Origin of the sequence: Cellulomonas sp. ATA003, assembly GCF_031582905.1 — a bacterium.
Classification (GTDB): domain Bacteria; phylum Actinomycetota; class Actinomycetes; order Actinomycetales; family Cellulomonadaceae; genus Pengzhenrongella.
Genome location: NZ_CP133990.1, coordinates 3,130,836 through 3,154,416 on the forward strand (window position 1 = coordinate 3,130,836; position 23,581 = coordinate 3,154,416).

Sequence of the window (23,581 nt, forward strand, 5' to 3'; positions counted from 1 at the left end):
GGTGCTCCCTGACTCGCTCGTGAAACCGGCACCCACGTGAACCGGGTGACGTGCCATCGTGGACGGCGTCGGCGTGCGCCGGCCCGGCCGGACCGACGCCGGTGACGCGGAGCCCCCGAGCGCCTACGCCGGGGACGGGCGGCGGTACTCCGAGTAGACCGAGCCCCAGGCCCCGCTCAGGAGCCCGGCCCCACGCACCAGTGTGCGCAGACCGCGGGCCCGCTGCGGCTGCGACCGGGACGCCACCCCGACGCCCCATCGCGCGGCCCCACCGCAGAGGCGGAGCACGCCCTGCCCGCTGCAGCGCACCCGCTCGCGCGCGGCGGCACGGCGCGTGCCGGCCAGCTCGAGGGAGGTCCGGCTCCACGCGTTGCCGCTGCGGTAGGCACGCTGCAGCACCCAACGACGCGTCAGCCGGGCCGCCGGGACGACGTCCACCACGACCGCCTCGTCGCACCAGACCATGCGCCCGCCGGCCTGCGCGATGCGACGCGTGAAGAGGGTGTCCGACCCCCGCTGAGGCCGAACCGCTCGTCGAACCGCAGATCGATCGCACGCAGCTGTCGGAGGTCGATGAGGAGGTTGTTGGTGGCCGCCACCTGCAGCTCAGTACCCGTCGGCAGCCGACGTCGGTCGAAGAACCTGCCGTCGACGATCCACGGCTCGGGATCGCGCTCGTAGCGCGAGACCACCGGTCCCACCACGCAGAGCGATCCCTCACGGGCGTGGGTCGAGACCAAGGCGTCGAGCCATCCGGGCTCCGGCCGCTCGTCGTCGTCCACGAAGACCAGCAGGTCCGCGTCTCCGGCCTCGTCGAGCGCGCGGTTGCGGGCCGCGGCGATCCCCGGCACAGGTTCGTGCGTGTAGGCGACCCGCTGGTCGCCGAGGCCGCGGACCGATCCCGCAGCGCCCGCGGCGGGATCGTTGTCCACCACGAGAACAGTCGCATCCGCGTATGGCCCGACGTGCTCGACCAGCATTGGAAGGATCGCCGTCAGGTCGTCAGGGCGCTGGTACGTCAGGACGGCCACGACGATGCGGGGCTCTCCCGACCCGCTCGCGCGGCCACGCGCGTCCGAGGTCCCCGTAGCCACCCTCGGCGCTGTTCGTCGTTCAGGCACCGGTCAGCATCTCCGCGACCACAGCGGCCACTCTCCTCCGATAGACCTCGGGGGCATGTCGAGCCTCTGCCTGCCCGGCGTCGGCCCAGGCGTCGACCCGCTTGCTCGCCCAGTCCGTCGCGACTCGGTCGAGTGCGGCAGCCAGCTCACGCGCGTCGCCCGCCGGCACGGTCTGCGCGCTCCCGTACCCGGCGGTCGCCTCGAGCAGCCCGCTGGTCGCGCTGGCCACGACAGGTCGCGCGCACAGGACAGCCTCGACCGCGGTGTTGCCGAAGGGCTCGTCCACGCGTGACGGCACGACGACGACGTCGGCGTCATGGATGACGTCCCAGACGACGTCCTTGAAACCGTGGAAGCGCACCCGGTCGCTGATGCCCAGTCCGCGGACCTGGTCCTCCAGCTCGGCCTGGTACCACTCGTAGCCGGGGAAGGGAGCACCGAGAAGGTCGAGGGACGCCGTGACGCCCTGCTCGTCCAGGTGTCCCAGCGCTGAGACGGCGACGTCGACGCCCTTGCGCGGCGAGAGCCGGCCCACGTAGAGGACACGGAGGCCGTCGTCCACGGTCTCGCGCGCCATCGTCCGGTCGGCCGGGCCGGGCACGCCGTTGAGGATCAACTGCGCGCGACGCCCCAGCCGGGGGAAGGAGCGCGCGAGGACTCCGATGCTGAAGTCGCTGTTCGCGATCACGACGTCCGCCAGCAGCGCGGGGAGCGCGAGGACCGTCCTCAACCACCCGGGTGCCGATGCCTCGGCCTCGTGCACGTGCGACAGCAGAGGCACGCGCCGCAACCGCGCGATCACCGGCCACAGCGGGATCGTCACGGTGTTGACGTAGACGACGCGCGGCCGCAGACGGGTGATCAAGCGGTTGCCCTCACGGAGCCCGCGTGCCGTCTGCCGCACCAGCGAGCCCAGACCTCGCGGGCTGAGCAGGGACTTGCGCAGTACCGGGCTCGCACAGAGCACCACGCGAGCGCCTCGCGCCTCGAGCTGCTCGACCAGGGGCCCGGCGGTCGGGATCGCGACGACCACGTCCCAGCCGGCTGCCACGAGTCCGCTGGCGCTCTCGAGGAGAACGCGATCCGACCCGTAGAGGTCCGCGCTCGGGTGCGCCATGAGGACCGTCCGCCCGGCTGCGCGGGTCGGCGCCGTGGCGCTCGCCTGCCGGAGCCGCCGCCGCGGCCTCATCGTCGACGCCCCGCGTCGCCCCCGGAGGGCACGGAGGCCGCGGGGGCCGCCCTGACGGTGAACGACCGCATCTCGCGGAACCACTTGACGCTCGCCAGCACCGTGAAGGCGGTGGTCGCGGCGAACAGGACCGTGTAGACGACCATGAAGACGTCGGTCGCGCCGAGGAGCACAAACGACAGGCACAGCAATCCGTAGTCCATCGGGGCGACGAGGAGCGCACGCAGCCACGACGGCCGGCCGGGCGCGTCCACGGCGAGTGACTGCTGTCCGTGCTGTCGCCGCAACTGCTCGGTGAGGATCATCCCGAAGAACAGCACGGCGGAGACGACGGAGAAGGAGAGCGGCACCAGCAGCCAGCCCTCGGGAGCGGCGTCGAACCGGGCGAACCCGACGAGCACCGCGAGCGGCATCGCTGACACCTTCGCCGCATCCACCATGTGGTCGAGCCATTCACCTGCCGGCGTGCCGCCACCGCGCAGGCGCGACACCTGACCGTCGGCGGAGTCGAACGCGTATCCCACCAGCAGCAGGAGCGCGATGGTCACCCCGCTCCACGACGACGGCGGTACCGCCATGAGGAGAGCCACCCCGGTGAACGTGAACAGCGCGCTGATCCCCGTCACTGCGTTCGGCGACAGTCCCGCGCGGAATGCCCACGCCGCGAGATAGCGCCCGATGCGACGGTTCACGTACCGCGAGTACGCAGGAGCACTCCTCGCGGCCGGCTTCTGCGCCGCCGCCAGGCGACGAACGGTGCAGAGGTAGGTCTCCGGGGTGTCCGGACCGGCTGTACTCGTCACAGCTGCACCCCGATCTCCGCCGCGAACCGCTGGGTGGGGACGTGGTCGCCACCCGGCCCCGGACGGTCGGTGCCGCCCCTCCGCGCCGACGGCGATGACTGCCGGGGTGCGAAGCAGTGCCGTCGACCAGCGCTCGGCACAGCCGCTCGTACCCGTCCGCCACGTCGTCCCAGTCGTACTCCAGGGCCCGCTCCCGGAGCACCTCTCCGCGAGCACCTGCACCGCCCGGGTCGGACTCCGCGTCCTGGAGATGGGCGGGCAGGTCAGACGCCTGACCGAAGTAGCGCCCGTGCTCGCCCAGCACCTCGCGGTTGAACCCGACGTCAAAGGCGACGACTGCGGCACCGGCCCCAATGGCCCTCAGCAGAGACGGGTTGGTCCCCCCACCGAGTGCCCGTGCAGGTAGGTCCGCGACCCCGCGTAGAGCTGGTCGAGCAGCTCCTGGTCCCACACCCCGCCCAGGAACCGAACTCGGCCGTCGGCGAGCTCGTGCACCGTCCGCGTGTACTCGTCCGAGTAAGGCGCCGATCCGACGACGACGAGCGGGAGCTCAGCGCGGCTCCGGACGTACCCGTCCACGATCTCCCGGACGTGGTTCTCCGGCTCGAATCGGGCGACCGCGAGGTGGTAGCCGTTCGGCTCGAGCCCCAGCTCGTCCAGCCGCTCCGACCGACCGTGGTCGACGACGGGCGCCCCGTAGCGCAGCAGCACGGTCGAGGCGTCGAACTCCGTGCGGTAGTAGTCCTGGATTCCGACGGCGTCCGCGATCAGCGCGTCAGACCACCGCACCGACAACGACTCCGCGAGGCGGTAGTAGCGCTGACCCGCTCCGCTCCATTTCGCCCGCTTCCACTCCAGACCGTCCACGTGCGTCGCCACCGGGATCCGGGCAGCGAGGAGCACCGGGAGCCACGGGGCGTTGGCGGAGTTGAACACGAGCGCCGCGTCGGTGCGATGACGCGCCAGATGAGCCACAGAGAGGCCCGTGTGGCTCAACGTCTCGAGTGAGCGTCGGCGCATCGCAGGCAGGTGGACCAGCGACATGCCGCGGTACTCCTGCTCGCTCAGCTCGCCGGCCCCGCCGCGGCAGTAGACGACGACGTGGTGTCCACGCTCGGCCAAGCGAGATCCGACCTCCTCGACGCAGGTCTCGAAGCCTCCGTAGCGGGCGGGCACGCCGCGGGTACCGACCATCGCGATGCGCATGGCCGATCCGGCGCTCCTGCTCTCGTCCACGCTGTCCCCCGTCACATCGACATGGGCGGCAGGCGCCCGTGATCGGTCAACCCTATGGTCCGAGGGATGGCCGGCGGCTCGTTGGTCCGCCATGTCACCCAGATCGCCCCTCGACCCAGCTGACTGAGGGTTTCGCTCGATCGGTCGCGTGTGACACGGAGCACAGCGCAGATTTCTTGAACCGCGAGCACACCGCCGATGAGGTGGCGTCCACGAAAAAGGCAAACCTGTCGCGAGGCAGGGACGCAAAGCCATGGAACCCACGCGGTTCGCCAGGCCACCGAATGACGGAGATCGACATGCGCTCATCGCTGCCCATCGACAGGTTCGACAGCCCAACCGCCCCGCACAGCGCCGGACGACGCCGGCGCCGCGGCATGCTCGTGACTGCGGTCCTCGCCGGCGCTGTGGTGTGTGCCGGCATGGTTCCGGCCTCGGCATCCGCTGCCTTCGCGGCGAGCACCACGACGGCCACCACTACCGCGGCGACCACGCCGGTGGCCGACGGCTTCGCGCGGTCGGTCACCCGTGGTTGGGGGTCAGCCGAGCGAGGCGGCACGTGGACGACCACCGCTGGTTCCGTGGTCCACTCCGTGTCGACCGGCGTCGGACGCCAGCGGATCGGGAAGGCCGGCCAGACGGGGTGGGCACACCTCAACGGCTACAGCTCGACCGACACCGACCTGACCCTGGATGTCGCACTGGACAAGAAGGCCACCGGCGGTGGCACCTACGTGTCCGTGCTGGGACGCCGGGTGGGATCGGCCGGGGACTACCGCGCACGGTTGAAGGTGCAGCCCTCGGGGTCGGTCACCCTGATCGCCGGGCGCGGCGAAACCGCACTCAAGGCCGTGACGCTCCCCGGGGTCACCTACGCCGCGGGCACCGAGCTGTCCATCCGCCTCCAGGTCACGGGCACCTCCCCGACCACCGTGCGGGCGAAGGCATGGAAGCGCGGGACGACCGAGCCGTCCGCGTGGCAGGTGTCGGCCACCGACTCCACCCCGAACCTCCAGAAGCCCGGCGGCATCGCGACCTCGACGTACGTCTCGGGGTCCGCATCGAACGCTCCCGTGACCGCCAGCTTCGCTCGTGTCGCCGCGCGTCCGGCCGTCCAGAACGCTGCCCCCGCGCCTTCGGTCGCCATCACAGTCGCCGATCTCACCGCCGCCGTCGACGGTTCAGCCTCCGTGGACGTCGACGGCTCCATCGCCTCCCACGCGTGGAGCTTCGGCGATGGCGCGACGGCGTCCGGGCCGACGGCGACACACACGTACACCTCCGCGGGCACCTACACCGTCACCCTCGCCGTGACCGACAACGCGGGTGCACGCAGCACCAAGACCTCGAGCGTGACGGTCACCAAGCCGAACGAGGCCCCGGTCGCACGCCTGAGCTCGAAGACGGACGGCCTGGTCGCCGTGCTCGACGGGAGCACCTCGACCGACGCCGACGGCCGCGTGGTCTCCCACGCGTGGAGCTTCGGCGACGGCACCACGGGCAGCGGCCCGACGGCCAACCACACCTACTCCACCGCGGGGTCGTACACCGTGAAGCTCACGGTGTACGACGACAAGGGTGCTCAGAAGAGCACCTCGTCGACCGTGACCGTCCGGGCTCCTGAGCCGGTCGTCTCGCTCCCCGGCGCGGTCAAGCCCGGCCCGGCGAACACCGGTGTCCCCGCCGGCACCCCCTGACCATCCACAACGGCGACCTCGTCATCACCACCCCCGGCGCCGTCATCGACGCCATGGACATCCGTGGCCTGGTCACCATCAAGGCCCCCGACGTCACCATCAAGCGCTCCATCATCCGCGGCCGACCCGTCACCGCGAACACCGCCCTCGTCATGAACAACCACGGCGCCTACCGCTTCACCCTCCAGGACAGCGAGCTCCTCGCTACGCACCCTCCCCCACATCAACGGCATCATCGGCGCGAACTTCACCGTCAAGCGCTCCAACATCCACAACGTCATCGACCAGATCCACATCACCGGAGACAACGTCACCGTCGAGTCCTCCTGGCTCCACGACAACCTCCACTTCACCAACGACCCCCAGCACCCCAACGGCAGCCACGACGACAACGTCCAGGTCCAGGGCGGCCGCAACATCACCCTCACCGGCAACACCATGACCGACGCCACCAACGCCGCCCTGCAGATCACCCAGGACCGCGCCCCCGTCGCCAACCTCGCCTACACCAAGAACTGGGCAGACAACGGCGGCTGCACCCTCAACATCGCCGAGAAGACCCGCGGCCCCCTCCAGGGCATCGCCATCACCGACAACACCTTCGGCACCACCACCAAGTTCAACTGCGCCATCCTCTACCCGGCCACCTCACCCATCGCCTTCGCCCGCAACCTCTACACCGACGCCCGCCCGATCAAGATGATCAAGCGCTGACCCACCCGTGACATCGGCCGCGCCCTCGGTGGGCGCGGCCGATGTCGTGCCACCGCACGACTTTTCCGCGTCCGAGCGAGAGGAGAATGCAGCGGGCAGACGCCTGGCGAGCGAACGGGTGACGGCGGGTCGAAAAGCTGCCGCGCCCCCGGCTGCGTCTGGGTCACGCCTTACACTGACTCGATCCCTCTGACTGCGACGCGTCGCCGACCGCCGGCGCGCCCTACCCCTTGGAGCCCCGCGTGCGAGTACTGATCCTGTGGGCGGACGATCACTCGTCCAACCTCGGAGTGCGGGCTCTCGCCCAGGGGACCTCCGCACTCGTCGAACGCGCACACCCCGGCAGCGAGATCGTCCACCTGCACTACGGGAGCAAGACGAGCCCCACGCCGGTCGGTGACTGGCGCCGGCTGGTCCGATCCCGGATCGACCCGCGCGAGCCGCTGATGGGGTGGCTCGCGGACTTCGACCTGGCGATCGACACGCGGGCCGGTGACAGCTTCACCGACATCTACGGCCAGCGACGACTGACGAACCTGAGCCTGCTGGCCGAGCTCGTCGTCGAGGCGGGCACGCCGCTGGTCCTCGGCCCGCAGACGATCGGGCCCTTCTCGACGCGTCGCGGACGGGCATGGGCCCGCTGGTCGATGCGGCGCGCGACGCACGTCATGGCTCGCGACTCGATCAGCGCCGCTTACGCGGACGGTCTCGGGCACCCCGTCGACGTGCTGACGACGGACGTCGCCTTCGCGCTCCCCGGCCGTCGCTCACCCGTCACCGCGACGTGGTCCTCAACGTCTCCGGCCTGCTGTGGTCGCCCAACCCGCACGTCGACCACACGCGGTACCGCCGCACGGTGCTCGACCTCGCTGCCGGACTGCTCGAGTCCGGCCGGCACCTCACGCTTCTGGCCCACGTCCTGGACTCGCCGGTGGCCGACAACGACGTGCCTGCCGTCCGCGAGGCCGCGCAGGTGCTCGACTCGCCGTCGGTGGACGTCGTGATACCGACGTCCCTCGACGACGTCCGTGACGTCACCGGCTCAGCCGCACTGGTCATCGGATCGCGCATGCACGCCTGCCTGAACGCCCTGTCGACAGGGACGCCGGCGATCCCGCTCGCGTACTCGCGCAAGTTCGACCCGCTGCTGCGGGACCTGGGGTGGCGCCACACCATCGACCTGCGGCACGCCGACGACCCGGTGGGTGCGGCCCTCCGGCTCGCCTCGGCCGACCTCGGCCAGGACGTCGCCGACGTCGTCGGCCGCGCGGACGAGCTGCTCGAGCCGGCTGTTGCGGCGCTCGGCGCGCTGTGATGGCCGAGCAGTCGCTCGACACCCTCGTCGCGCGGGTGGTGGACACCGGCAACTGCAGCGGCTGCGGGACCTGCGCGCTGATCGACCGCGGTCTGGAGATGCGCCTCTCCGCGGACGGCTTCATGCGCCCGGTGCGCGAGCGGCCGGGCACCGCACCCGCCGGTGCGGCACGCCGCTTCGCGACCGCCTGCCCCGGGATGACGGTGCGGGGACAGCACCACGACGGCATCCCGTACCACCCCGTGCTCGGACCTGTGGCGGGCGCCTGGGAGGCATCGGCGACCGACCCCGAGATCCGCAGGCGAGGCAGTAGCGGCGGCGTGCTAACGGCGCTGAGCGCGTGGCTGGTGGAGAGCGGCGAGGTCGCGCAGGTCGTGGGCGCAGCCCGCGCCCAGGACGAGCCCCGACGCACCGTGCCGGTGCGCATCGTCAGCCGCGCCGAGGCTCTCGGCTCCGCGGGATCGCGCTACGCCCCCGTGGCGGTCTGCGCGCAGGAGGGCTCCTCTGACCCGGCGGGCGCCACGGTGGGCAAGCCGTGCGAGATCTCGGCGCTGCGTGCCCTGGCGGACCACGACGGCACGACCGCCCCGCTGCTCATGTCGTTCTTCTGCGCAGGCACACCGTCGCAGCACGCGACGCAGGACCTGCTGACCGAGCTCGGCGTCCCGGCGGCGGAGCCCCTCAGCGACCTCTGGTACCGCGGACGGGGGTGGCCCGGGCGGTTCACCGCCCGCACCGAGCAGGGGCGCCAGGCCGACACGTCGTACGACGAGTCCTGGGGCGCGGCGCTCGGACCGACCGTCCAGTGGCGCTGCAAGATCTGCCCGGACGGGTTGGGCGAGAGCAGCGACCTGACCGCGGGCGACTTCTGGCGCAGCGACGAGCGCGGGTACCCCCTGTTCACCGAGTCGGACGGCTTCAGCGCTCTCGTCGCGCGGACCGAGCGGGGACTCGACGTGGTTCAGCGGGCCGTCGCCGCAGGCGTCCTGACGGTACGTCCCATCACCGCCGACGACGTGGTCGCCGTGCAGCCGTCGCAGCGCAGACGGCGTCGGACCCTCCTCGGTCGGCTGACGGGCGCCCGAGCGGCGGGTGCGCGCATCCCGCGCTACTCGCGGTTCGGGCTGCTCCCGCTCGGTGCCCACCATGCCCGCGAGTCCCTCCGCACGGCCCGCGGCACGTTCCGGCGGGTCCGCGCTCGCCGGACACCTCGCCCGTGAGCGACCCGGCGGTGAGCGAGCTCGGAGGCCGGGCCGCCCGCGGGGCACTGTCCACGGGCACCGGGCTGCTCGTACGCATGTCCCTGCAGATGGGGAGCGTCATCGTGCTCTCCCGCCTGCTGAGCCCGCGTGAGTACGGCCTCATCGCGATGGTCCTGGCCGTGATCGGCATCGGTGAGACGCTGCGCGACTCGGGACTCAGCTCGGCAGCCATCCAGAGCAAGGACCTGTCCCGCTCGCAGCGGTCGAACCTCTTCTGGACCAATACCGCGATCGGGACGGCACTGGCTGTCGTGGGGTTCGCGCTCTCCGGTGTGATCGCCGCCTTCTACGACGAGCCCGAGCTCGTCAGGATCACCCAGCTGCTGTCCCTCACCTTCGTGCTCAACGGCATGATGACGCAGTTCCGGGCCGACCTCATCCGTTCCATGCGGTTCCGGGTCGTCGCGCGCATCGACGTCCTGGCCACCGCCTTCGCCCTCGCCACGGCGGTCGTCCTCGCATCCCTGGGGGCGGGCTACTGGGCTCTCGTGACCCAACAGCTCGTGCAGGCCGCCTGCGCTCTGGTCGCCGTCGTCATCGCCGGCCGCTGGATGCCGCTGCGGTACGCGCGCGACGTCCCGATGCGGCACCTGTACACCTTCGGCGGCAACCTCCTGGGGTCCCAGCTCGTCGGGTACGTGGCCAACAACGTCGACGCACTCGTCATCGGCAGCCGCTTCGGCGCGGCTCCGCTCGGCCTGTACAACCGGGCCTTCCAACTCCTGATGAACCCGCTGAACCAGGTCCGGGCGCCTAGCACGACCGTGGCCCTGCCGGTGCTGTCACGAGCCGGTGAGACGCCGTCGTTCAACGGGATCGTGCGCACCGGCCAGCTGGTGCTGGCGTACCCGGTGACCGTGGGGCTCGCGATCGTCATCGGGGTGTCGTACCCGCTGGTCGACGTCCTCCTAGGTAGGGAGTGGTCGGCGGTCGCACCGATCCTGCGATTCCTCGCCCTTGCGGGCATCTTCCAGACACTGGCCTACGTGGGGTACTGGGTGTACCTCTCCCGGGGGCTCACGCGGCCGCTGCTCCACTACTCGTTCCTCTCGGCCGCCATCCGGATCACCTGCGTGCTCATCGGGAGCAACTGGGGCGTGCTCGGGGTCGCCGCCGGATACGCGCTCGCCCCGATGCTCGCCTGGCCTCTTTCGCTGTGGTGGCTGGGTCGGGTCACCACCCTGCCGATTGCCGACCTGTACCGCGGCGCGGGGCGATGCCTCGCCGTGGGCGCCGTGACCGGTGCGACCACCGCCGCAGCGACCTATGCGCTGGCCGACCACGGCAGCTGGCTCCAGCTCGCCGTCGGCGTCTGCGCCGGGATGGCCGCGACGTCGCTGCTGCTCCTCCTGCCCCCGGTGCGCCGCGACCTGGGCACGCTGCTCCACGCCGGTCGCGCAGCTCTCCGACGGCCGCGTCGTGCCTGAGCCGGGACGGGTTTCCCCGCCGCGTCGCACAGCGCCACGACCGACCGCGGCGCTGTCGTCGTCGTCAACTACGCTTCGTCGCAGCTGCTCCGCACGAACCTGCCGGGTATGGCAGACGCGGGTGGCGACGTCCGGGTGGTGGTCGTGGACAATTTCAGCACCCACGCCGAACGCCGGTCGATCACCGCCCTTGCTGCGCAGCACGGTTGGGACCTGGTGACGCAGGCAAATCTCGGCTTCGCCGCCGGGATGAACGCTGGCGCCCGACACGCGATCGACCACGGCTGCGAGAGCCTGCTGCTCCTCAACCCGGACGTGACGATCGCTCCGACCACGGTCCGCGCCCTGCTGAGCCACGTCGAAGTGGTCCGCGATGCGCTGGTGACACCGCGTATCCGGCATGCCGACGGCACCGAGGGCTTCGCTCGGGGGACCCTCGACCTTGCGCGCGGGACCACTCGCACCCGTGGCCCGCTGGACCCCACCCACCAGCCGTGGCTGAGCGGGGCGTGTCTGGCGCTGTCCGTCGACCTGTGGCAGGTCCTCGGCGGCTTGGCGGAGGAGTACTTCATGTACTGGGAGGACATCGAGCTGAGCCACCGGTGCCAGCTGCTGGGTGGAGGCCTCGTGGTCCGCGCCGACCTCGACGCCGTGCACCAGGTCGGCGGCACGCAGGGGCAGGTCAAGTCGCCCTTGTACCTCTACTACAACTGCCGCAACCGTCTGCTCTTCGCTCGCCGCAACGTGGATCGTCGAGACGCGCGAGGGTGGTTGCGGTCCACCCCGTCCTACGCCCGCCGCGTCCTCCTGCGCGACGGGAGGCGTGCTGTGCTGCGTCGTCCGCTCACCACGGTCGTCCCGGTCGTCCGCGGCACGATGGCGGGGATACGGATCCTGCTCGTCGGCCGATGACCGCAGCGACCTACCGTCGCGTGGTCGTGTCGCGCGCCCACGGTGTCGAACGGCCGCGTTTGCGGCGCCAGGCAGTGAGGAGTCGCGCCGGGACCTCGACGGCGTACCAAGCCGCGGTGTCACCGGCACCGTCCTCCCTCAGCCGCTCCCCGAACGTGCGCTGGGGACCGACCCCGGTGCTGACCCGCGGCGCCGGGCGCTCGGACAGAGGCAGGACCTCACGGAGCTCCCGATTGCCGGCCAGCACACGCGCTCTCCGCGCGACCTGGGCCCGGAGCGTCTGCGCTGGACGAACGGTAGACGTGCCGGCACTCACGACCCGTTCGTGCGGCGCGAAGCGAGCTCGAGCCCAGCCGTCGTCGGCGATCACGTCCGGCATGCTCGCGACCCGCTCCAGGCCTGCGCGGTTGACCGCGTATATGCCGCGGGCGCCGATGTCGTCCGTGCGCACGTGCGGCTCGCGCCCCCACGCCCGGTAGTAGCGACGTACCAGCGGGGAACAGCCGTCGAGCTCCAGCGCGAGCGACGGTGCCGCGATCCGCGGCTCGTCACCCGCCAGGGCGTGCACGAGCCCCGGCAGCACACGGTCGTCAAGCACCACGTCTGCATCGACGACGGCGACAACCTGGGCCGTCCCGCTCCGGCTGAGACCCGCCCGCACCGCGCGTGCCTTGCCACCCTCCGCCAGCTCGAGCACGCTGACCCGAGGATCGCGCAGCTCGCGGACCCGTTCTGCCGTGGCATCCGTGCAGCCGTTCGCCACGACCAGCACGTGCGCATCGGACGACGGGTCCGCCAGGAGCGCACGGACGCCGCGCTGCACCACCCGCTCCTCGTCGTGCGCAGGCACGACCACGAACACCGTGGAGACCCCCGGGAAGCGATCCGACTCGGACAGTGCTCCAGGCATAGCCCTGACCCTACAGGCGCCGCCGCGGAGCGCCGCCGAGCGCCACCGGCGGCCCCAGCCCCTCGGCGCGTCGGGAGAACCGTCGCCTGTCACCGGGCGACGGTGACGTGATATGTCTCACAACGACGGCCAGCGACGCTCCTCCCGGCACCGCCTCCTGATTCAGCACCGCGGCCGCGCCGGAGCTGCGGCGGGCCACACCGCCAACCCGCCTTCACCTGCGAAGCGACGCCGTCCCACCGTGCAGCCACCCCGGATGCCACACCGCCAACCGGCCGAGCGGGTGAACCCCGCTCGATCAGCGGGTGAAAACCACCCTGCCCCCGGGCGGCTTGGCTTCACGTGCGGTAGTGGGCTACGGTCCCGCGGCCGGCGTAACCAAAACGTTATCGATCACCACGTCGATGCGGCTGGCGCCCACCTGGACCGGACTCGGAGCTCTCTTGCGTACTCGAACGATCGCCCACGCCCTGCCGCGCAGCCTCGCCCTCGGCCTCGCCACCGTCGCCCTCGTGCTCACCTCTGCCGTCACGGCGCAGGCGGCCTCGGGCACACCGATCGGCAACGTCGACAAGGTGGTCGCCACCGACGGGGGTATCCGGATCACCGGCTGGGCATGGGACCCGGACACCACCGCGGCGGTCACGGTCAGCATCGCAGCCGGCGGGAAGACGACCCAGGTCAAGGCGAACACTCAGCGAGCCGACGTCGCGCGCGTCTACTCCGCAGCCGGCACCGCTCGTGGCTTCTCCACCGTGGTCCCCGCGACAGCCGGCACGCACGACGTCTGCGTCACCGCAGGGAACGTCGGGGCCGGCAGCAAGAAGGCCTTCGCGTGCCGGACGGTCTCCGTGGGATCGCGGCCGGCGACGGCAAAGACAACGGTGGCCGCGCCCTCGACCAGCACGAGGCCGAACGGCAGCAACACCGGCGTCCCCGCAGGGGTGAGCCTGAAGCGGCACGACGGTGACCTCGTGATCACGAAGGCGGGCACCGTCATCTCGGGCTTGGACATCCGTGGGTTCGTCGATGTGCGAGCACCGAAGGTGACGATCAAGAACTCGATCATCCGTGGCCGGACACCGGATGGTTCCATCGCCTTGGTCGCGGTCAGGTCGAACGCGTACAGCCTGACGATCGAGGACAGCGAGTTGGCTCCGGTGAAGGCCTCGCCTTACATCGACGGGCTGCACGGCATGAACATCACCGCCCGCCGGCTCGACATCTCGAACGTCATCGACTCGGTCCACATCTACGGGAACAACGTCCTCGTCGAGGACTCCTGGCTGCACGACAACGCACATTTCACGAAGGACCCGAGGTGGGGCGGGAAGCCCAGTCACGATGACAGCGTGCAGATCCAACGAGGCTCGAACGTGACGCTGCGCGGCAACAGCATCAGCGGCGCGTACAACGCCGCCCTCATGGTGACGCAGGACAGCGGAGCTGTCGCCAACCTCACCGTGGCGGGCAACTGGCTCGACGGCGGTGCCTGCGTGGCGAACATCAAGAAGATGAAGTCCGCACCGACGAAGGTTCTGCTCACCGACAACGTCTTCGGTCGAAACGCCCGCTACCCGAACTGCGGCGTCAAGGTGCCGGCTACGTATCCGCTGACCATGCAGCGGAACGTGTTCGACAACGGCAAGTCGGTGCCACGCACGGCCTGAGCCGCCGTAGCCGCGTGCGACGACACCTCGCACTTCGTGTGGCTGAGGCTCGCGGCCGCTGGTGGGGAGCCGGGTCTTCCGGCTTCCCCACCAGTGATGCGTCTATGCCGCGCCGGTGGGTCATCTTCAACTTCCGGTCGCGCTCCTCTGGGGCGCGGCCTTGTCCTATTGTCAGAATGTCGCCCCGAGGTCCGGTGCGTGCCGGTGAAGTCACGCCTTCGGTGAACAGGTCCGAGACGGACGCGCGGATGGAGCGTGATGTCCTGGCCCTTGGCCGTCACCTGGACCGCACATTCATTGCCGACCCGCTGCGTGTGTGCGCCGACGTCCACGGGTTCATGGTGAGCGACGCGGCCGAGCCGCGGCTCACTGTCCTGCCCGGTGCTCCCTGTACGGGCTGTCTCCCACGTCTCCCTCTTGAGCCAACTTGTGGCAATCGTCGTACTGCCGCGTGCGCCTGTCGGTGCGACCGCTGCAACCGCCCCATGACGTCGTCGAGCGCGGATTCCGCATTCACGTGTTCGCGTGCCCGGCGGACCAGTCGCTCGCCGCATGCGCCGCACCTTCGCGCCGCACTCGCTCCCGGACCCAGCCGCCTGGTGACGGCCGTCGTCAAGTTGAGTTTCGGCGCGTTGGGCTCTTCCCAACAACGCCGGGACCGGCACGGTGAGTGGTCGAGGTCAACGGTCACTACGTCGCTGCCGCGCCTGCCGACGACGGTTGCGGGTACCAGGCGCTCCTCCGGTCGACCTTGCCCTCGACGAGGGTCGCCGCTGCATGCCGCTCGACGGCCACACTGACAGCGTCTTCGGACGTGTGCGCTCGCAACACTGCGATCGTCAAGCTGGGTTAGACGCCCGGGCACCATCAGCGTCGCGCACACCGACGCAAGCGTGGGGGGCGCCACCGACGTGCTCGGGTTCGTGGTGCGGGACGCTACGGCGCAGCCCGCACCAGTGGTCAACATCCACCGGCACCGACGCCCGACAACGAGCCGACTGAGACACCGCGGAGTCGCGCCGGCCACCGAGCCGGCACCTGGTCCCGCTCTCGCCCCAACTGGATCCGGGCCGCTGAAAGAAGCCGGGTGCGCACACCCCGGACGCCCGGCCGGGCGCTCTGCGCCGCCACGATCCCTCGTCGTACGCGGGGGACCCGGCGAGTGCCGCATGACTCGCCGTACACCCCGTCGTGCACCCCTCAGAGCCGGGCCTCCACCGCCGATGGGATCGGCGTCCACGAAAAGGCAAACCTGTCGCGAGGCAGGGACGCAAAGCCATGGGACCCACGCGGTCCGCCAGGCCACCGAACGATGGAGATCTCCCGTGCTGCACCCCACGGCCAGCCCCACGAACCCTGCGCGGCGAAAGCTGCCCCCGCGACGAGAGCGGCGCATTGCGCGATCCATCGCCTGCGCCTGCCTGGCCTGGGTCACGCTTGCCGGGCCGCTGACGACCTCCGCCACCGCACTGGCGACAGGTGCCGTGACGACCACCGCGGTCCCGTCGGCCGCCGTGACGAGCAGCTACGTCCGCAACGTCTACCAGCATCTCTTCGAGCGTGCTCCCGACGACGGCGGGCTGGCGACATGGACGACGGCGCTCCGCCAGGGGGTGCCTCGTGTGGCCGTCGCGAACGCCATAACCTCGAGCACCGAGTACCGCACGGGCCTCGTGACGGACGCATACCGTTCGTATCTCGGCCGCACCCTGACCGCGTCGGCCTGACACACTGGCTCGCACAGATGCACGCCGGCACGACCATCCAGGCGATGGAAGCCGGCTTCGTCGCCTCCGAGGAGTACTACCACCGGGCCGGCGGGACCGACAGCGCCTGGGTCCTCCGGCTCTACCGCGACGTGCTCGGCCGCACCCCCGGTGACGCCGAGGTCCGCGGCTGGACGGATGCGCTGCGCCGTGGAGCATCGCCCGGCGCGGTCGCGACGGGCTTCCTGCTCTCCACGGAGCACCTCGGGACGGCCATCGATGTGCACTACCAGGCTCTCCTCGGCCGGCCCAGCGATCCCGTTGGGCGCGCTCACTGGGTGGGCGCCATCCAGCAGGGCACGCGACTCGAAGTGGTCATCGGCGGGATCGTCTCCAGCGCCGAGTACTACGGAGCAGCGACTCGGTCTGCTCCGAGCACGTCGGTGGAGGCATCGGCCTCAACGTCGCCCGTCACTGCCCCACCCGCTGCGAAAACCGCACCAGCCTCTGCAGTGGTTACACCGCCCCTCCACGTCCCCGCGCCGCCACCACGGACCGCTGGGCCGCCAGCTCGGCCCGGCGCGAACAACACGGGTGTGCCTGCGGGGACCACGCTCAAGGTCCACCACGGGGACCTGCACGTCACCACGCCCGGCGCCGTCATCGACGCGATGGACGTCCGGGGGCTGGTCTACATCAAGGCGCAGGACGTCACCATCAGCCGCTCCATCATCCGCGGTCGCCCCGTGACCTCGAGCACCTCGCTCATCAACAACAACCTCGGCGCCTACCGCTTCACCGTTCAGGACAGCGAGCTCTACGCCGCCGACCCCACTCCCTGGATCAACGGCATCACCGGCGCGAACTTCACCGTCAAGCGCTCCAACATCCACAACGTCATCGACCAGATCCACATCACCGGAGACAACGTCACCGTCGAGTCCTCCTGGCTCCACGACAACCTCCACTTCACCAACGACCCCCAGCACCCCAACGGCAGCCACGACGACAACGTCCAGGTCCAGGGCGGCCGCAACATCACCCTCACCGGCAACACCATGACCGACGCCACCAACGCCGCCCTGCAGATCACCCAGGACCGCGCCCCCGTCGCCAACCTCGCCTACACCAAGAACTGGGCAGACAACGGCGGCTGCACCCTCAACATCGCCGAGAAGACCCGCGGCCCCCTCCAGGGCATCGCCATCACCGACAACACCTTCGGCACCACCACCAAGTTCAACTGCGCCATCCTCTACCCGGCCACCTCACCCATCGCCTTCGCCCGCAACCTCTACACCGACGCCCGCCCGATCAAGATGATCAAGCGCTGACGTCGCAGCCCGGGGGCGTCCGGCGTCCTCGCCGCGCACGACCATCAGTTCTGCGTCGTCCAACCCGCTCGCGACCGGGGATTGGCGAAGCGGAAGTCCCGACCACAGCTCGACACCGCAGAAGGGCCGGGCACGCTCAGCGAGCGTGCCCGGCCCTTCCGCCGTACCAGGGTGCGTCTGTGCTCAGTACGCCCCGGACCCCGCGAACACCGCGCGACCCGTCTTCCACAGGATCATGAGGTCCATCGTGACCGACCAGTTGTCGACGTACCGCAGGTCGAGGCGCACCGCCTCGTCCCAGCTCAGGTCGGAGCGGCCGCTGACCTGCCACAGGCCGGTGAGGCCCGGCTTCACGTGCAGCCGACGCTGGACCATGTCGGGGTACGCCTCCACCTCGGCGACCAGCGGCGGGCGCGGACCGACGAGGGACATGTCGCCGCGCACGACGTTGAACAGCTGCGGCAGCTCGTCGATGGAGTACCGGCGCAGGAGGCGGCCGACCGGCGTGACGCGCGGGTCCTGACGCATCTTGAACAGCAGGCCCTGGCCCTCGTTGTCCTTGAGCAGCTGGTCCCGGCGCGCGTCGGCGTCGAGGTACATGCTGCGCAGCTTCCAGATGGTGAACGTCGAGCCGTCGACGCCGACCCGGGTCTGCTTGTAGAACGCGGGCCCCTCGGACGTCAGCTTCACCGCGAGGGCGGCCGCGCCGATCAGCGGGGACAGCACCAGCAGGCCCAGGGACGCGGCGGTCCGGTCGAGGACCGTCTTGGCGACGAGGCGGCGGCGCGGCGCGCCGATCTCGACCTCGAGCAGCGACAGGCCGGCGGTGGGCCGCACCGACAGGCGCGGGCCGGTGACCTCGACGAGGTCCGGGGCCACGACGAGCTGCGCCGGGGTGCGACCCAGCGCCCAGGACAGCCGGCGCAGGGCGCTGCCGCTGAGGTAGTGGCCGGCGACGATGACGACGTCGATCGCGTTGTCCACCACGACCTGGGGGAGGTCGGAGATGGCGCCCATGACGGGGTGCCCGCCCATCGGCACCGCGTTGTCGAGCGACGGCAGGCACACGCCGGTGACCTGGTAGCCGTGGTGGGGTGCGATCGAGAGCTCGCCGACGACCTGCTCGACGGCGCTCGGCTCGCCCACCACGAGGGTGCGCATCATGGCCTCGCCGGCGCTGCGCCGGTGGTGCAGGTGGTGGCGGTGCCCGTAGCGGGCGAGGCTCGCGGTGGCCACGAGCGCGGGGACCCCGGCGAACACGACGGTCCGCGGGATATCGACCTCGAAGCTGAAGGCGGCTGCCATGAGGGCGATCCCGACCAGGGCACCGCCGCGCAGCACGGCTTGGAACTCGGCCGGACCGTCACCCATGTTGTCCGCGTCGTAGCCGCGGAACACGGCGACCATGAGCACGAAGAAGAGCGCACCGACGAGCGCCCACGCGGTCGCGGCCGCAGGAGCACCGGTCAGCGGGACGAGGAGGGCGGCGCCCACCAGGGCCGCGACGAGACCGTCGAGCAGGACCGTGCTGCGGACGTAGCCGCGCGCCACGATCTTCCACCGACGCTCGTTGACCTCGGGCGGGAGCTGGTTCCCCTCGGTGGGACGAGGGTCGAACGGCTGGGCCGACGCCCAGGATCGGCGGACGCCTGCGGCACGACCTCTGCGGTCGCCCGAAGAGTCGATCCACTCGACATCCCGGCCTACGGTCAACGTCACGACGGTTCCCTACCCTCAATCGTCTTCGTTGGATTCGTGCGAGCGTATCGGGGGCTTCCCGACCGTGGGTGTCACAGGAGCGAGTTTTCACCCACACCCACGGGTGTGACAGGTGAACTTCACCCGTACGAACCCCTCACGCCCTCGGCGCGACCCGCGTGTGCAACACCAGCTGCGCCTGCTGAAGTCCCTGTGTGACCAGCATCTCCACGGCGTCCGCGGCGGCGTCGACCAGCCACGGCAGTTCCTTGCGCTCCGCGGCGCCGAAGTCCTTCAGCACGTAGTCCGCGGCGTCCATCCGCCCGGGCGGGCGCCCGACGCCCACCCGGACCCGGACGTAGTCCTTCGTGCCGAGCGCCTTGGAGATGTCGCGCAGCCCGTTGTGGCCACCCTCGCCACCGCCCTTCTTGAGCCGGACGTCCGCGAACGGGATGTCGAGCTCGTCGTGCACGACGACGACCTGCTCGGGTGCCAGCCCGAAGTACTGGACGAGGCCGGCGACCGGGCCGCCGGACACGTTCATGTACGTCGACGGCTTCGCCAGGACCACGCGGGGACCGGGCGCACCACCGGGCAGCACACCGAGCCGCGCCTCGGCGGTCGCGGCCCGCGCCCCGCCGATCGACCGGCTCGAGAACCCGGCACTCGAAGCGCGCCGCGAGCTCGTCGAGCACCATCTGACCGACGTTGTGCCGGTTGCCCGCGTACGCCGGCCCGGGATTGCCCAGCCCGACGACGAGCCACAGTCCGTCGGTCATCTCACTCCTCGTACTGGTCGGTCGGGGCGCTGGTCGGTCGGGGGCGCTGATCGGCCGGGGGCGCTGATCGGTCGGCGGCGCTGGCCGGCCGGAGAGCGCTGGTCGGCCGGAGAGCCCGAGGCGCCGGGCCCATCACGCGGCAGCGCCCGGTACCGGGTGCCGGTCCGGGCGCTGCGCGCTCAGGCGGTCCGAGCCGCCGGGATGCCGTGCGCGATCAGGACGCGCTGTCCGCCGCGGCGGCGGAGGCAGCGGCCTGCTCGGCGGCGACCTCGGCGTCGGCGGCGTCGTCCTCGGCCGAGCCACGCGGCTCGGACACGGTGACGATGACGGTCTCCGGCGCGAGCGCGAGCGTGGCGTCGCCCGGGAGCGTGAGCTCGCCGGCGGTGACCTGGGCGCCGTCGGTCAGGCCCTCGACCGAGACCTCCACGTACTCCGGCAGGTTGGTCGCGTCGGCCTCGAGGCTGACCTGCTGCGTCTCGACGACGTGGATCGTGCCCGGGGCGGACTCGCCGGTGATGTGCACGGGCACCTCGACGGAGACCTTCTCGCCGCGGTTCACGACGAGCAGGTCGACGTGCTCGATGCCCTCGTTTCGCATGGGGTCACGCTGCACGTCCTTGGCGAGCGCGAGCTGCGTGGTGCCGTTCACCTCGATCTCGAACAGCGCGTTGGAGTGCTTCAGCGCGAGGAAGGTCTGGTGACCCGGGAGGGAGACGTGCACCGGGTCGGTGCCGTGCCCGTAGAGGACGGCGGGGATGAGGCCGGCGCGGCGGGTGCGACGGGCCGCGCCCTTGCCGAAGTCGGTGCGGACGGTGGCGACCAGCTTGGTCTCGGACACGGGGATCTCCTCGAGGGCGACGTGGTAATGACGGATGCGACGGCGGTGGCCTCGACGCGGGGCGCAGGACGGGCACGCGTGAGGGCGACCGCCAGGTCGATCACGGAGTCGTGGCCGGACGGGCGCGGTGCGCCGTGTGTCCAGCCCCGGCGGGCCACATCACCGCGATCGCGGTGCAGGGCCCGTCCGACGTCCCTCGCCGAGGCAACCGGGCGAGTCTAGTCCAGTCAGGCGTTGCCGTCGAACAGCGAGGTGACCGAGCCGTCGTCGAACACCTGGCGGATGGCGCGCGCGACCAGCGGCGCGATCGACAGGACGGTGAGCTGCGGGAACTGGCGGTCGTCCGGGATGGGCAGCGTGTCGGAGACCACGACCTCGGAGATCCGGGAGTTCTTCAGCCGGTCCACCGCGGGCCCGGACATGATCGCGTGCGTCGACGCGACGATGACGTCGGCTGCGCCGTGCTCGAACAGCGCCTCGGCGGCCTGCACGATCGTCCCGCCGGTGTCGATCATGTCGTCGACCAGCACGCAGGTGCGGCCGGTGACGTCACCGACGAGCTCGTGCACCTTGACCTGGTTCGGCACGCTGGGGTCGCGGCGCTTGTGGATGATCGCCAGCGGCGCACCGAGACGGTCCGACCACTGGTCGGCCAGGCGCACGCGGCCCGCGTCCGGGGAGACCACCGTCAGCTTGCTGACGTCGACGCGGCTGCGCACGTACGACGCGAGCAGCGGCAGGGCCATGAGGTGGTCGACCGGGCCGTTGAAGAACCCCTGGATCTGCGAGGTGTGCAGGTCGACGCTCATGAGCCGGTCCGCGCCGGCGGTCTTGAACAGATCGGCCATGAGGCGCGCCGAGATCGGCTCGCGGCCGCGGTGCTTCTTGTCCTGCCGGGAGTAGCCGTAGAACGGCACGATGACGGTGATCGTCTTGGCGGAGGCCCGCTTCAGAGCGTCGACCATGAGCAGCTGCTCCATGATCCACTCGTTGATCGGGGCGGTGTGGCTCTGCAGGACGAAGGCGTCCGAGCCGCGCACCGACTCCCCGAAGCGGACGTAGATCTCCCCGTTGGCGAAGTCGTACGCCGTGGTCGGCACCAGCTCGACGCCGAGCTCGCGCGACACCGCGGACGCCAGGGCGGGGTGGGCCCGTCCGGAGACGAGCACCAGCCGCTTCTCGCTGTCCGGGCTGGATCCGGTGCTGGTCGCGGTGGCGGTCATCGTGCGCTGTCCTTGCTGTCGGCGGGAGTCTGCGGTGCGGCGTTCGGGCGCGAGGCGTCGGCCGCGGCGGGCAGCGTGGGGGCGGGACCCGGAACGGTGGCCTGGGCGGCGGTCTCGGCCCGGGCGCGCTCGGCGCGGGCCTGCGGGGACAGGTCGTCGGTGTCGCGGCCGGCGAGCGCGCGGGTGGCGGCGTCGGCCGCGGGCGTGCCGGACCGGCTGCGCACGACCCAGCCCTCGATGTTGCGCTGCGACCCGGCGCTCACCGCGAGCGCACCCGGCGGGACGTCGCGCCGGATGACCGAGCCCGCGCCGGTGTAGGCGCCGTCGCCGACCGTCACCGGGGCGACGAACATGTTGTCCGAGCCGGTGCGGGCGAAGGAGCCGATCGTCGTGTGGTGCTTGTGGACGCCGTCGTAGTTGACGAAGACGCTCGCCGCACCGATGTTCGTCTGCTCGCCGATGGTCGCGTCACCCACGTAGGACAGGTGCGGGACCTTCGAGCCGTTGCCGATGCGCGCGTTCTTCGTCTCGACGAAGGTGCCGATCTTGCCCTCGTCGCCCAGGACGGTGCCCGGGCGCAGGTAGGCGAACGGGCCCACGGAGGCGTCGGCGCCGACCACGGCGTCCGACCCGTGCGTGCGCACCACCGTGGCGCGCGCCCCCACCGTGACGTCGGTGAGCGTGGTGTCCGGGCCGACCGTGGCGCCGGAGCCGACGACGGTGCGCCCGTGCAGCTGGGTGCCGGGAAGCAGCGTGACGTCCTGCTCGAGCACGACGTCGACGTCGACCCAGGTCGTCGCGGGGTCGACGACGGTCACGCCCGCGCGCATCCACCGGTCCAGCACCCGGCGGTTGAGCTCGGCGCGCAGGACGGCGAGCTGGGCGCGGTCGTTGACACCCTCGACGAGCTGCGGGTCGTCCGTCTGCACCGCGCGGACCGCGCCGCCGTCGGCGTGCGCGAGCGACAGCACGTCGGTCAGGTAGACCTCGCCCTGCGCGTTGTCGCGGCCGAGCCGGCCGAGCGCGCCGCGGAGCACCTCGGAGTCGAAGACGTACACCGAGGAGTTGATCTCGGTGATGGCGAGCTGGTCGGCGTCGGCGTCCTTCTGCTCCACGATCGCGACCACGCGGCCGGTGTCCGGGTCGCGCACGACGCGTCCGTAGCCCGTCGGGTCGGCGACCTGGGTGGTGAGCACGGTGACGGCGTTGCCGTCGGCCGCGTGCGCCTCGAGCAGCTGGCCGAGCGTCGCGCCGTCCAGCAGCGGGACGTCGCCCGCGACGACGACGACGGGCCCGTCCACGGGCGGCGCCGACACCGGCTCGGCGAGGCGCTGCTCGCGGTCCGCCTCGACGGCCAGCCCGGCGTGGGCGGCGGCGTCGAACGTGGACAGGGCGCACTGCACGGCGCGGCCGGTGCCGGGGACGTCGTCCTGGTCGGCGATGAGGACGCCGGGGTCCACCTCGCGGGCGTGCTCGACCACCTGGTCGCGGGCGTGCCGGACGACGACGACGACGCGTCCGGGCTCGAGCTCCGCCGCAGCGGTCATCGCGTGACCGAGCATCGACCTGCCACCGAGCGTGTGCAGGACCTTGGGGGTGGCGGAGCGCATGCGGGTTCCCTCGCCGGCGGCGAGGACGATGACGGCTGCGGGCCGGGGGTGGGTCACGGGATGGGACTCCGGTCGTCAGTTGCCCGAGGGGGCCCGGGTGCGGCGGGCGGCTGCCCGGTCACTCTACCGGTGCCCCG

Annotated in this window: 18 protein-coding genes, 4 pseudogenes and 2 riboswitches; of the genes and pseudogenes, 10 read left to right on the forward strand and 12 right to left on the reverse strand. The window is 71.3% G+C overall.

Features of this window, described 5'->3' with window-relative positions; translation table 11 throughout:
* Nucleotides 1-123: 123 nt before the first annotated feature.
* The 5 genes and pseudogenes from REH70_RS15590 to REH70_RS15610 all read right to left on the reverse strand — a co-directional run.
* Nucleotides 124-441, reverse strand: coding sequence for a hypothetical protein (locus REH70_RS15590; RefSeq protein ID WP_310748665.1), 318 nt, complete (start codon nucleotides 439-441; stop codon nucleotides 124-126).
* The gene (locus REH70_RS15595) at nucleotides 411-1,031 is read right to left on the reverse strand and encodes a glycosyltransferase (RefSeq protein WP_310748667.1); all 621 of its coding nucleotides are present in this window, start codon (nucleotides 1,029-1,031) and stop codon (nucleotides 411-413) included. Before REH70_RS15595 ends, REH70_RS15590 begins: the two co-directional genes overlap by 31 nt.
* An 82-nt stretch (nucleotides 1,032-1,113) precedes the next feature.
* Nucleotides 1,114-2,238 (reverse strand): glycosyltransferase, encoded by a 1,125-nt coding sequence (locus REH70_RS15600; protein ID WP_310748669.1) that lies wholly within the window; start codon nucleotides 2,236-2,238, stop codon nucleotides 1,114-1,116.
* Nucleotides 2,239-2,306: 68 nt separating this feature from the next.
* Entirely contained in the window at nucleotides 2,307-3,113 is an 807-nt protein-coding gene (locus REH70_RS15605; protein ID WP_310748671.1) for a CDP-alcohol phosphatidyltransferase family protein, read from the reverse strand.
* Nucleotides 3,114-3,171: 58 nt separating this feature from the next.
* Nucleotides 3,172-4,319 (reverse strand): annotated as a pseudogene (locus REH70_RS15610) (DUF1972 domain-containing protein); the annotation flags it as partial.
* Between the two features lie 240 nt (nucleotides 4,320-4,559).
* Nucleotides 4,560-4,634, forward strand: a riboswitch (cyclic di-GMP riboswitch).
* A 308-nt stretch (nucleotides 4,635-4,942) separates the two neighbouring features.
* Between REH70_RS15610 and REH70_RS15615 the strand changes: the two are divergent.
* On the forward strand, nucleotides 4,943-6,046 hold the full coding sequence (locus REH70_RS15615) for a PKD domain-containing protein (RefSeq protein ID WP_310748673.1): 1,104 nt from the start codon (nucleotides 4,943-4,945) through the stop codon (nucleotides 6,044-6,046).
* 204 nt (nucleotides 6,047-6,250) lie between these two features.
* Here the strand turns inward: REH70_RS15615 and REH70_RS15620 are convergent, their stop codons facing one another.
* Nucleotides 6,251-6,430, reverse strand: a complete 180-nt coding sequence (locus tag REH70_RS15620; protein WP_310748675.1) for a hypothetical protein — start codon at nucleotides 6,428-6,430, stop codon at nucleotides 6,251-6,253.
* Nucleotides 6,431-6,484: 54 nt separating this feature from the next.
* Here REH70_RS15620 and REH70_RS15625 point away from each other — a divergent pair, with 54 nt between their 5' ends.
* From REH70_RS15625 to REH70_RS15650, 6 genes and pseudogenes are all read left to right on the forward strand, one after another.
* A complete protein-coding gene (locus tag REH70_RS15625; protein WP_310748677.1) occupies nucleotides 6,485-6,760 on the forward strand; it encodes a hypothetical protein in 276 nt (91 codons plus the stop codon).
* Between the two features lie 446 nt (nucleotides 6,761-7,206).
* Nucleotides 7,207-7,512 (forward strand): annotated as a pseudogene (locus tag REH70_RS15630) (polysaccharide pyruvyl transferase family protein); the annotation flags it as partial.
* Between the two features lie 104 nt (nucleotides 7,513-7,616).
* On the forward strand, nucleotides 7,617-8,075 hold the full coding sequence (locus tag REH70_RS15635) for a polysaccharide pyruvyl transferase family protein (protein ID WP_310748679.1): 459 nt from the start codon (nucleotides 7,617-7,619) through the stop codon (nucleotides 8,073-8,075).
* A complete protein-coding gene (locus tag REH70_RS15640; protein WP_310748681.1) occupies nucleotides 8,075-9,295 on the forward strand; it encodes a Coenzyme F420 hydrogenase/dehydrogenase, beta subunit C-terminal domain in 1,221 nt (406 codons plus the stop codon). The genes REH70_RS15635 and REH70_RS15640 overlap by 1 nt, the downstream gene beginning before the upstream one ends.
* Nucleotides 9,292-10,764: a lipopolysaccharide biosynthesis protein gene (locus tag REH70_RS15645; RefSeq protein ID WP_310748683.1), complete on the forward strand. Its 1,473-nt coding sequence runs from the start codon at nucleotides 9,292-9,294 to the stop codon at nucleotides 10,762-10,764. The genes REH70_RS15640 and REH70_RS15645 overlap by 4 nt, the downstream gene beginning before the upstream one ends.
* Nucleotides 10,765-10,827: 63 nt before the next feature.
* Nucleotides 10,828-11,676, forward strand: a pseudogene (locus REH70_RS15650) (glycosyltransferase family 2 protein); the annotation flags it as partial.
* A gap of 10 nt (nucleotides 11,677-11,686) precedes the next feature.
* Here REH70_RS15650 and REH70_RS15655 read toward each other — a convergent pair.
* Complete coding sequence (locus REH70_RS15655; RefSeq protein ID WP_310748685.1) at nucleotides 11,687-12,586, reverse strand: glycosyltransferase; 900 nt, start codon at nucleotides 12,584-12,586, stop codon at nucleotides 11,687-11,689.
* 305 nt (nucleotides 12,587-12,891) lie between these two features.
* Here REH70_RS15655 and REH70_RS15660 point away from each other — a divergent pair, with 305 nt between their 5' ends.
* The 3 genes from REH70_RS15660 (at nucleotide 12,892) to REH70_RS15670 (ending at nucleotide 17,296) form a co-directional block, all read left to right on the forward strand.
* Complete coding sequence (locus tag REH70_RS15660) at nucleotides 12,892-14,256, forward strand: right-handed parallel beta-helix repeat-containing protein (protein WP_310748687.1); 1,365 nt, start codon at nucleotides 12,892-12,894, stop codon at nucleotides 14,254-14,256.
* 1,235 nt (nucleotides 14,257-15,491) lie between these two features.
* A riboswitch (cyclic di-GMP riboswitch) is annotated at nucleotides 15,492-15,566 on the forward strand.
* A 15-nt stretch (nucleotides 15,567-15,581) separates the two neighbouring features.
* The gene (locus REH70_RS15665) at nucleotides 15,582-15,983 is read left to right on the forward strand and encodes a DUF4214 domain-containing protein (RefSeq protein ID WP_310748689.1); all 402 of its coding nucleotides are present in this window, start codon (nucleotides 15,582-15,584) and stop codon (nucleotides 15,981-15,983) included.
* A 44-nt stretch (nucleotides 15,984-16,027) separates the two neighbouring features.
* Nucleotides 16,028-17,296, forward strand: coding sequence for a DUF4214 domain-containing protein (locus REH70_RS15670; RefSeq protein WP_310748691.1), 1,269 nt, complete (start codon nucleotides 16,028-16,030; stop codon nucleotides 17,294-17,296).
* Nucleotides 17,297-17,479: 183 nt separating this feature from the next.
* Here the strand turns inward: REH70_RS15670 and REH70_RS15675 are convergent, their stop codons facing one another.
* From REH70_RS15675 to glmU, 5 genes and pseudogenes are all read right to left on the reverse strand, one after another.
* The gene (locus REH70_RS15675; protein ID WP_310748693.1) at nucleotides 17,480-19,015 is read right to left on the reverse strand and encodes a sugar transferase; all 1,536 of its coding nucleotides are present in this window, start codon (nucleotides 19,013-19,015) and stop codon (nucleotides 17,480-17,482) included.
* Between the two features lie 136 nt (nucleotides 19,016-19,151).
* Nucleotides 19,152-19,773, reverse strand: a pseudogene (gene pth, locus REH70_RS15680) (aminoacyl-tRNA hydrolase).
* A 214-nt stretch (nucleotides 19,774-19,987) separates the two neighbouring features.
* The gene (locus tag REH70_RS15685; protein ID WP_310748695.1) at nucleotides 19,988-20,611 is read right to left on the reverse strand and encodes a 50S ribosomal protein L25/general stress protein Ctc; all 624 of its coding nucleotides are present in this window, start codon (nucleotides 20,609-20,611) and stop codon (nucleotides 19,988-19,990) included.
* A gap of 227 nt (nucleotides 20,612-20,838) precedes the next feature.
* Nucleotides 20,839-21,834 carry a ribose-phosphate diphosphokinase gene (locus tag REH70_RS15690; protein WP_310748697.1) on the reverse strand — a complete coding sequence of 332 codons (996 nt, stop codon included), beginning with the start codon at nucleotides 21,832-21,834 and terminating at the stop codon, nucleotides 20,839-20,841.
* Nucleotides 21,831-23,501, reverse strand: a complete 1,671-nt coding sequence (gene glmU, locus REH70_RS15695) for a bifunctional UDP-N-acetylglucosamine diphosphorylase/glucosamine-1-phosphate N-acetyltransferase GlmU (RefSeq protein WP_310748699.1) — start codon at nucleotides 23,499-23,501, stop codon at nucleotides 21,831-21,833. Before glmU ends, REH70_RS15690 begins: the two co-directional genes overlap by 4 nt.
* Nucleotides 23,502-23,581 lie beyond the last annotated feature (80 nt).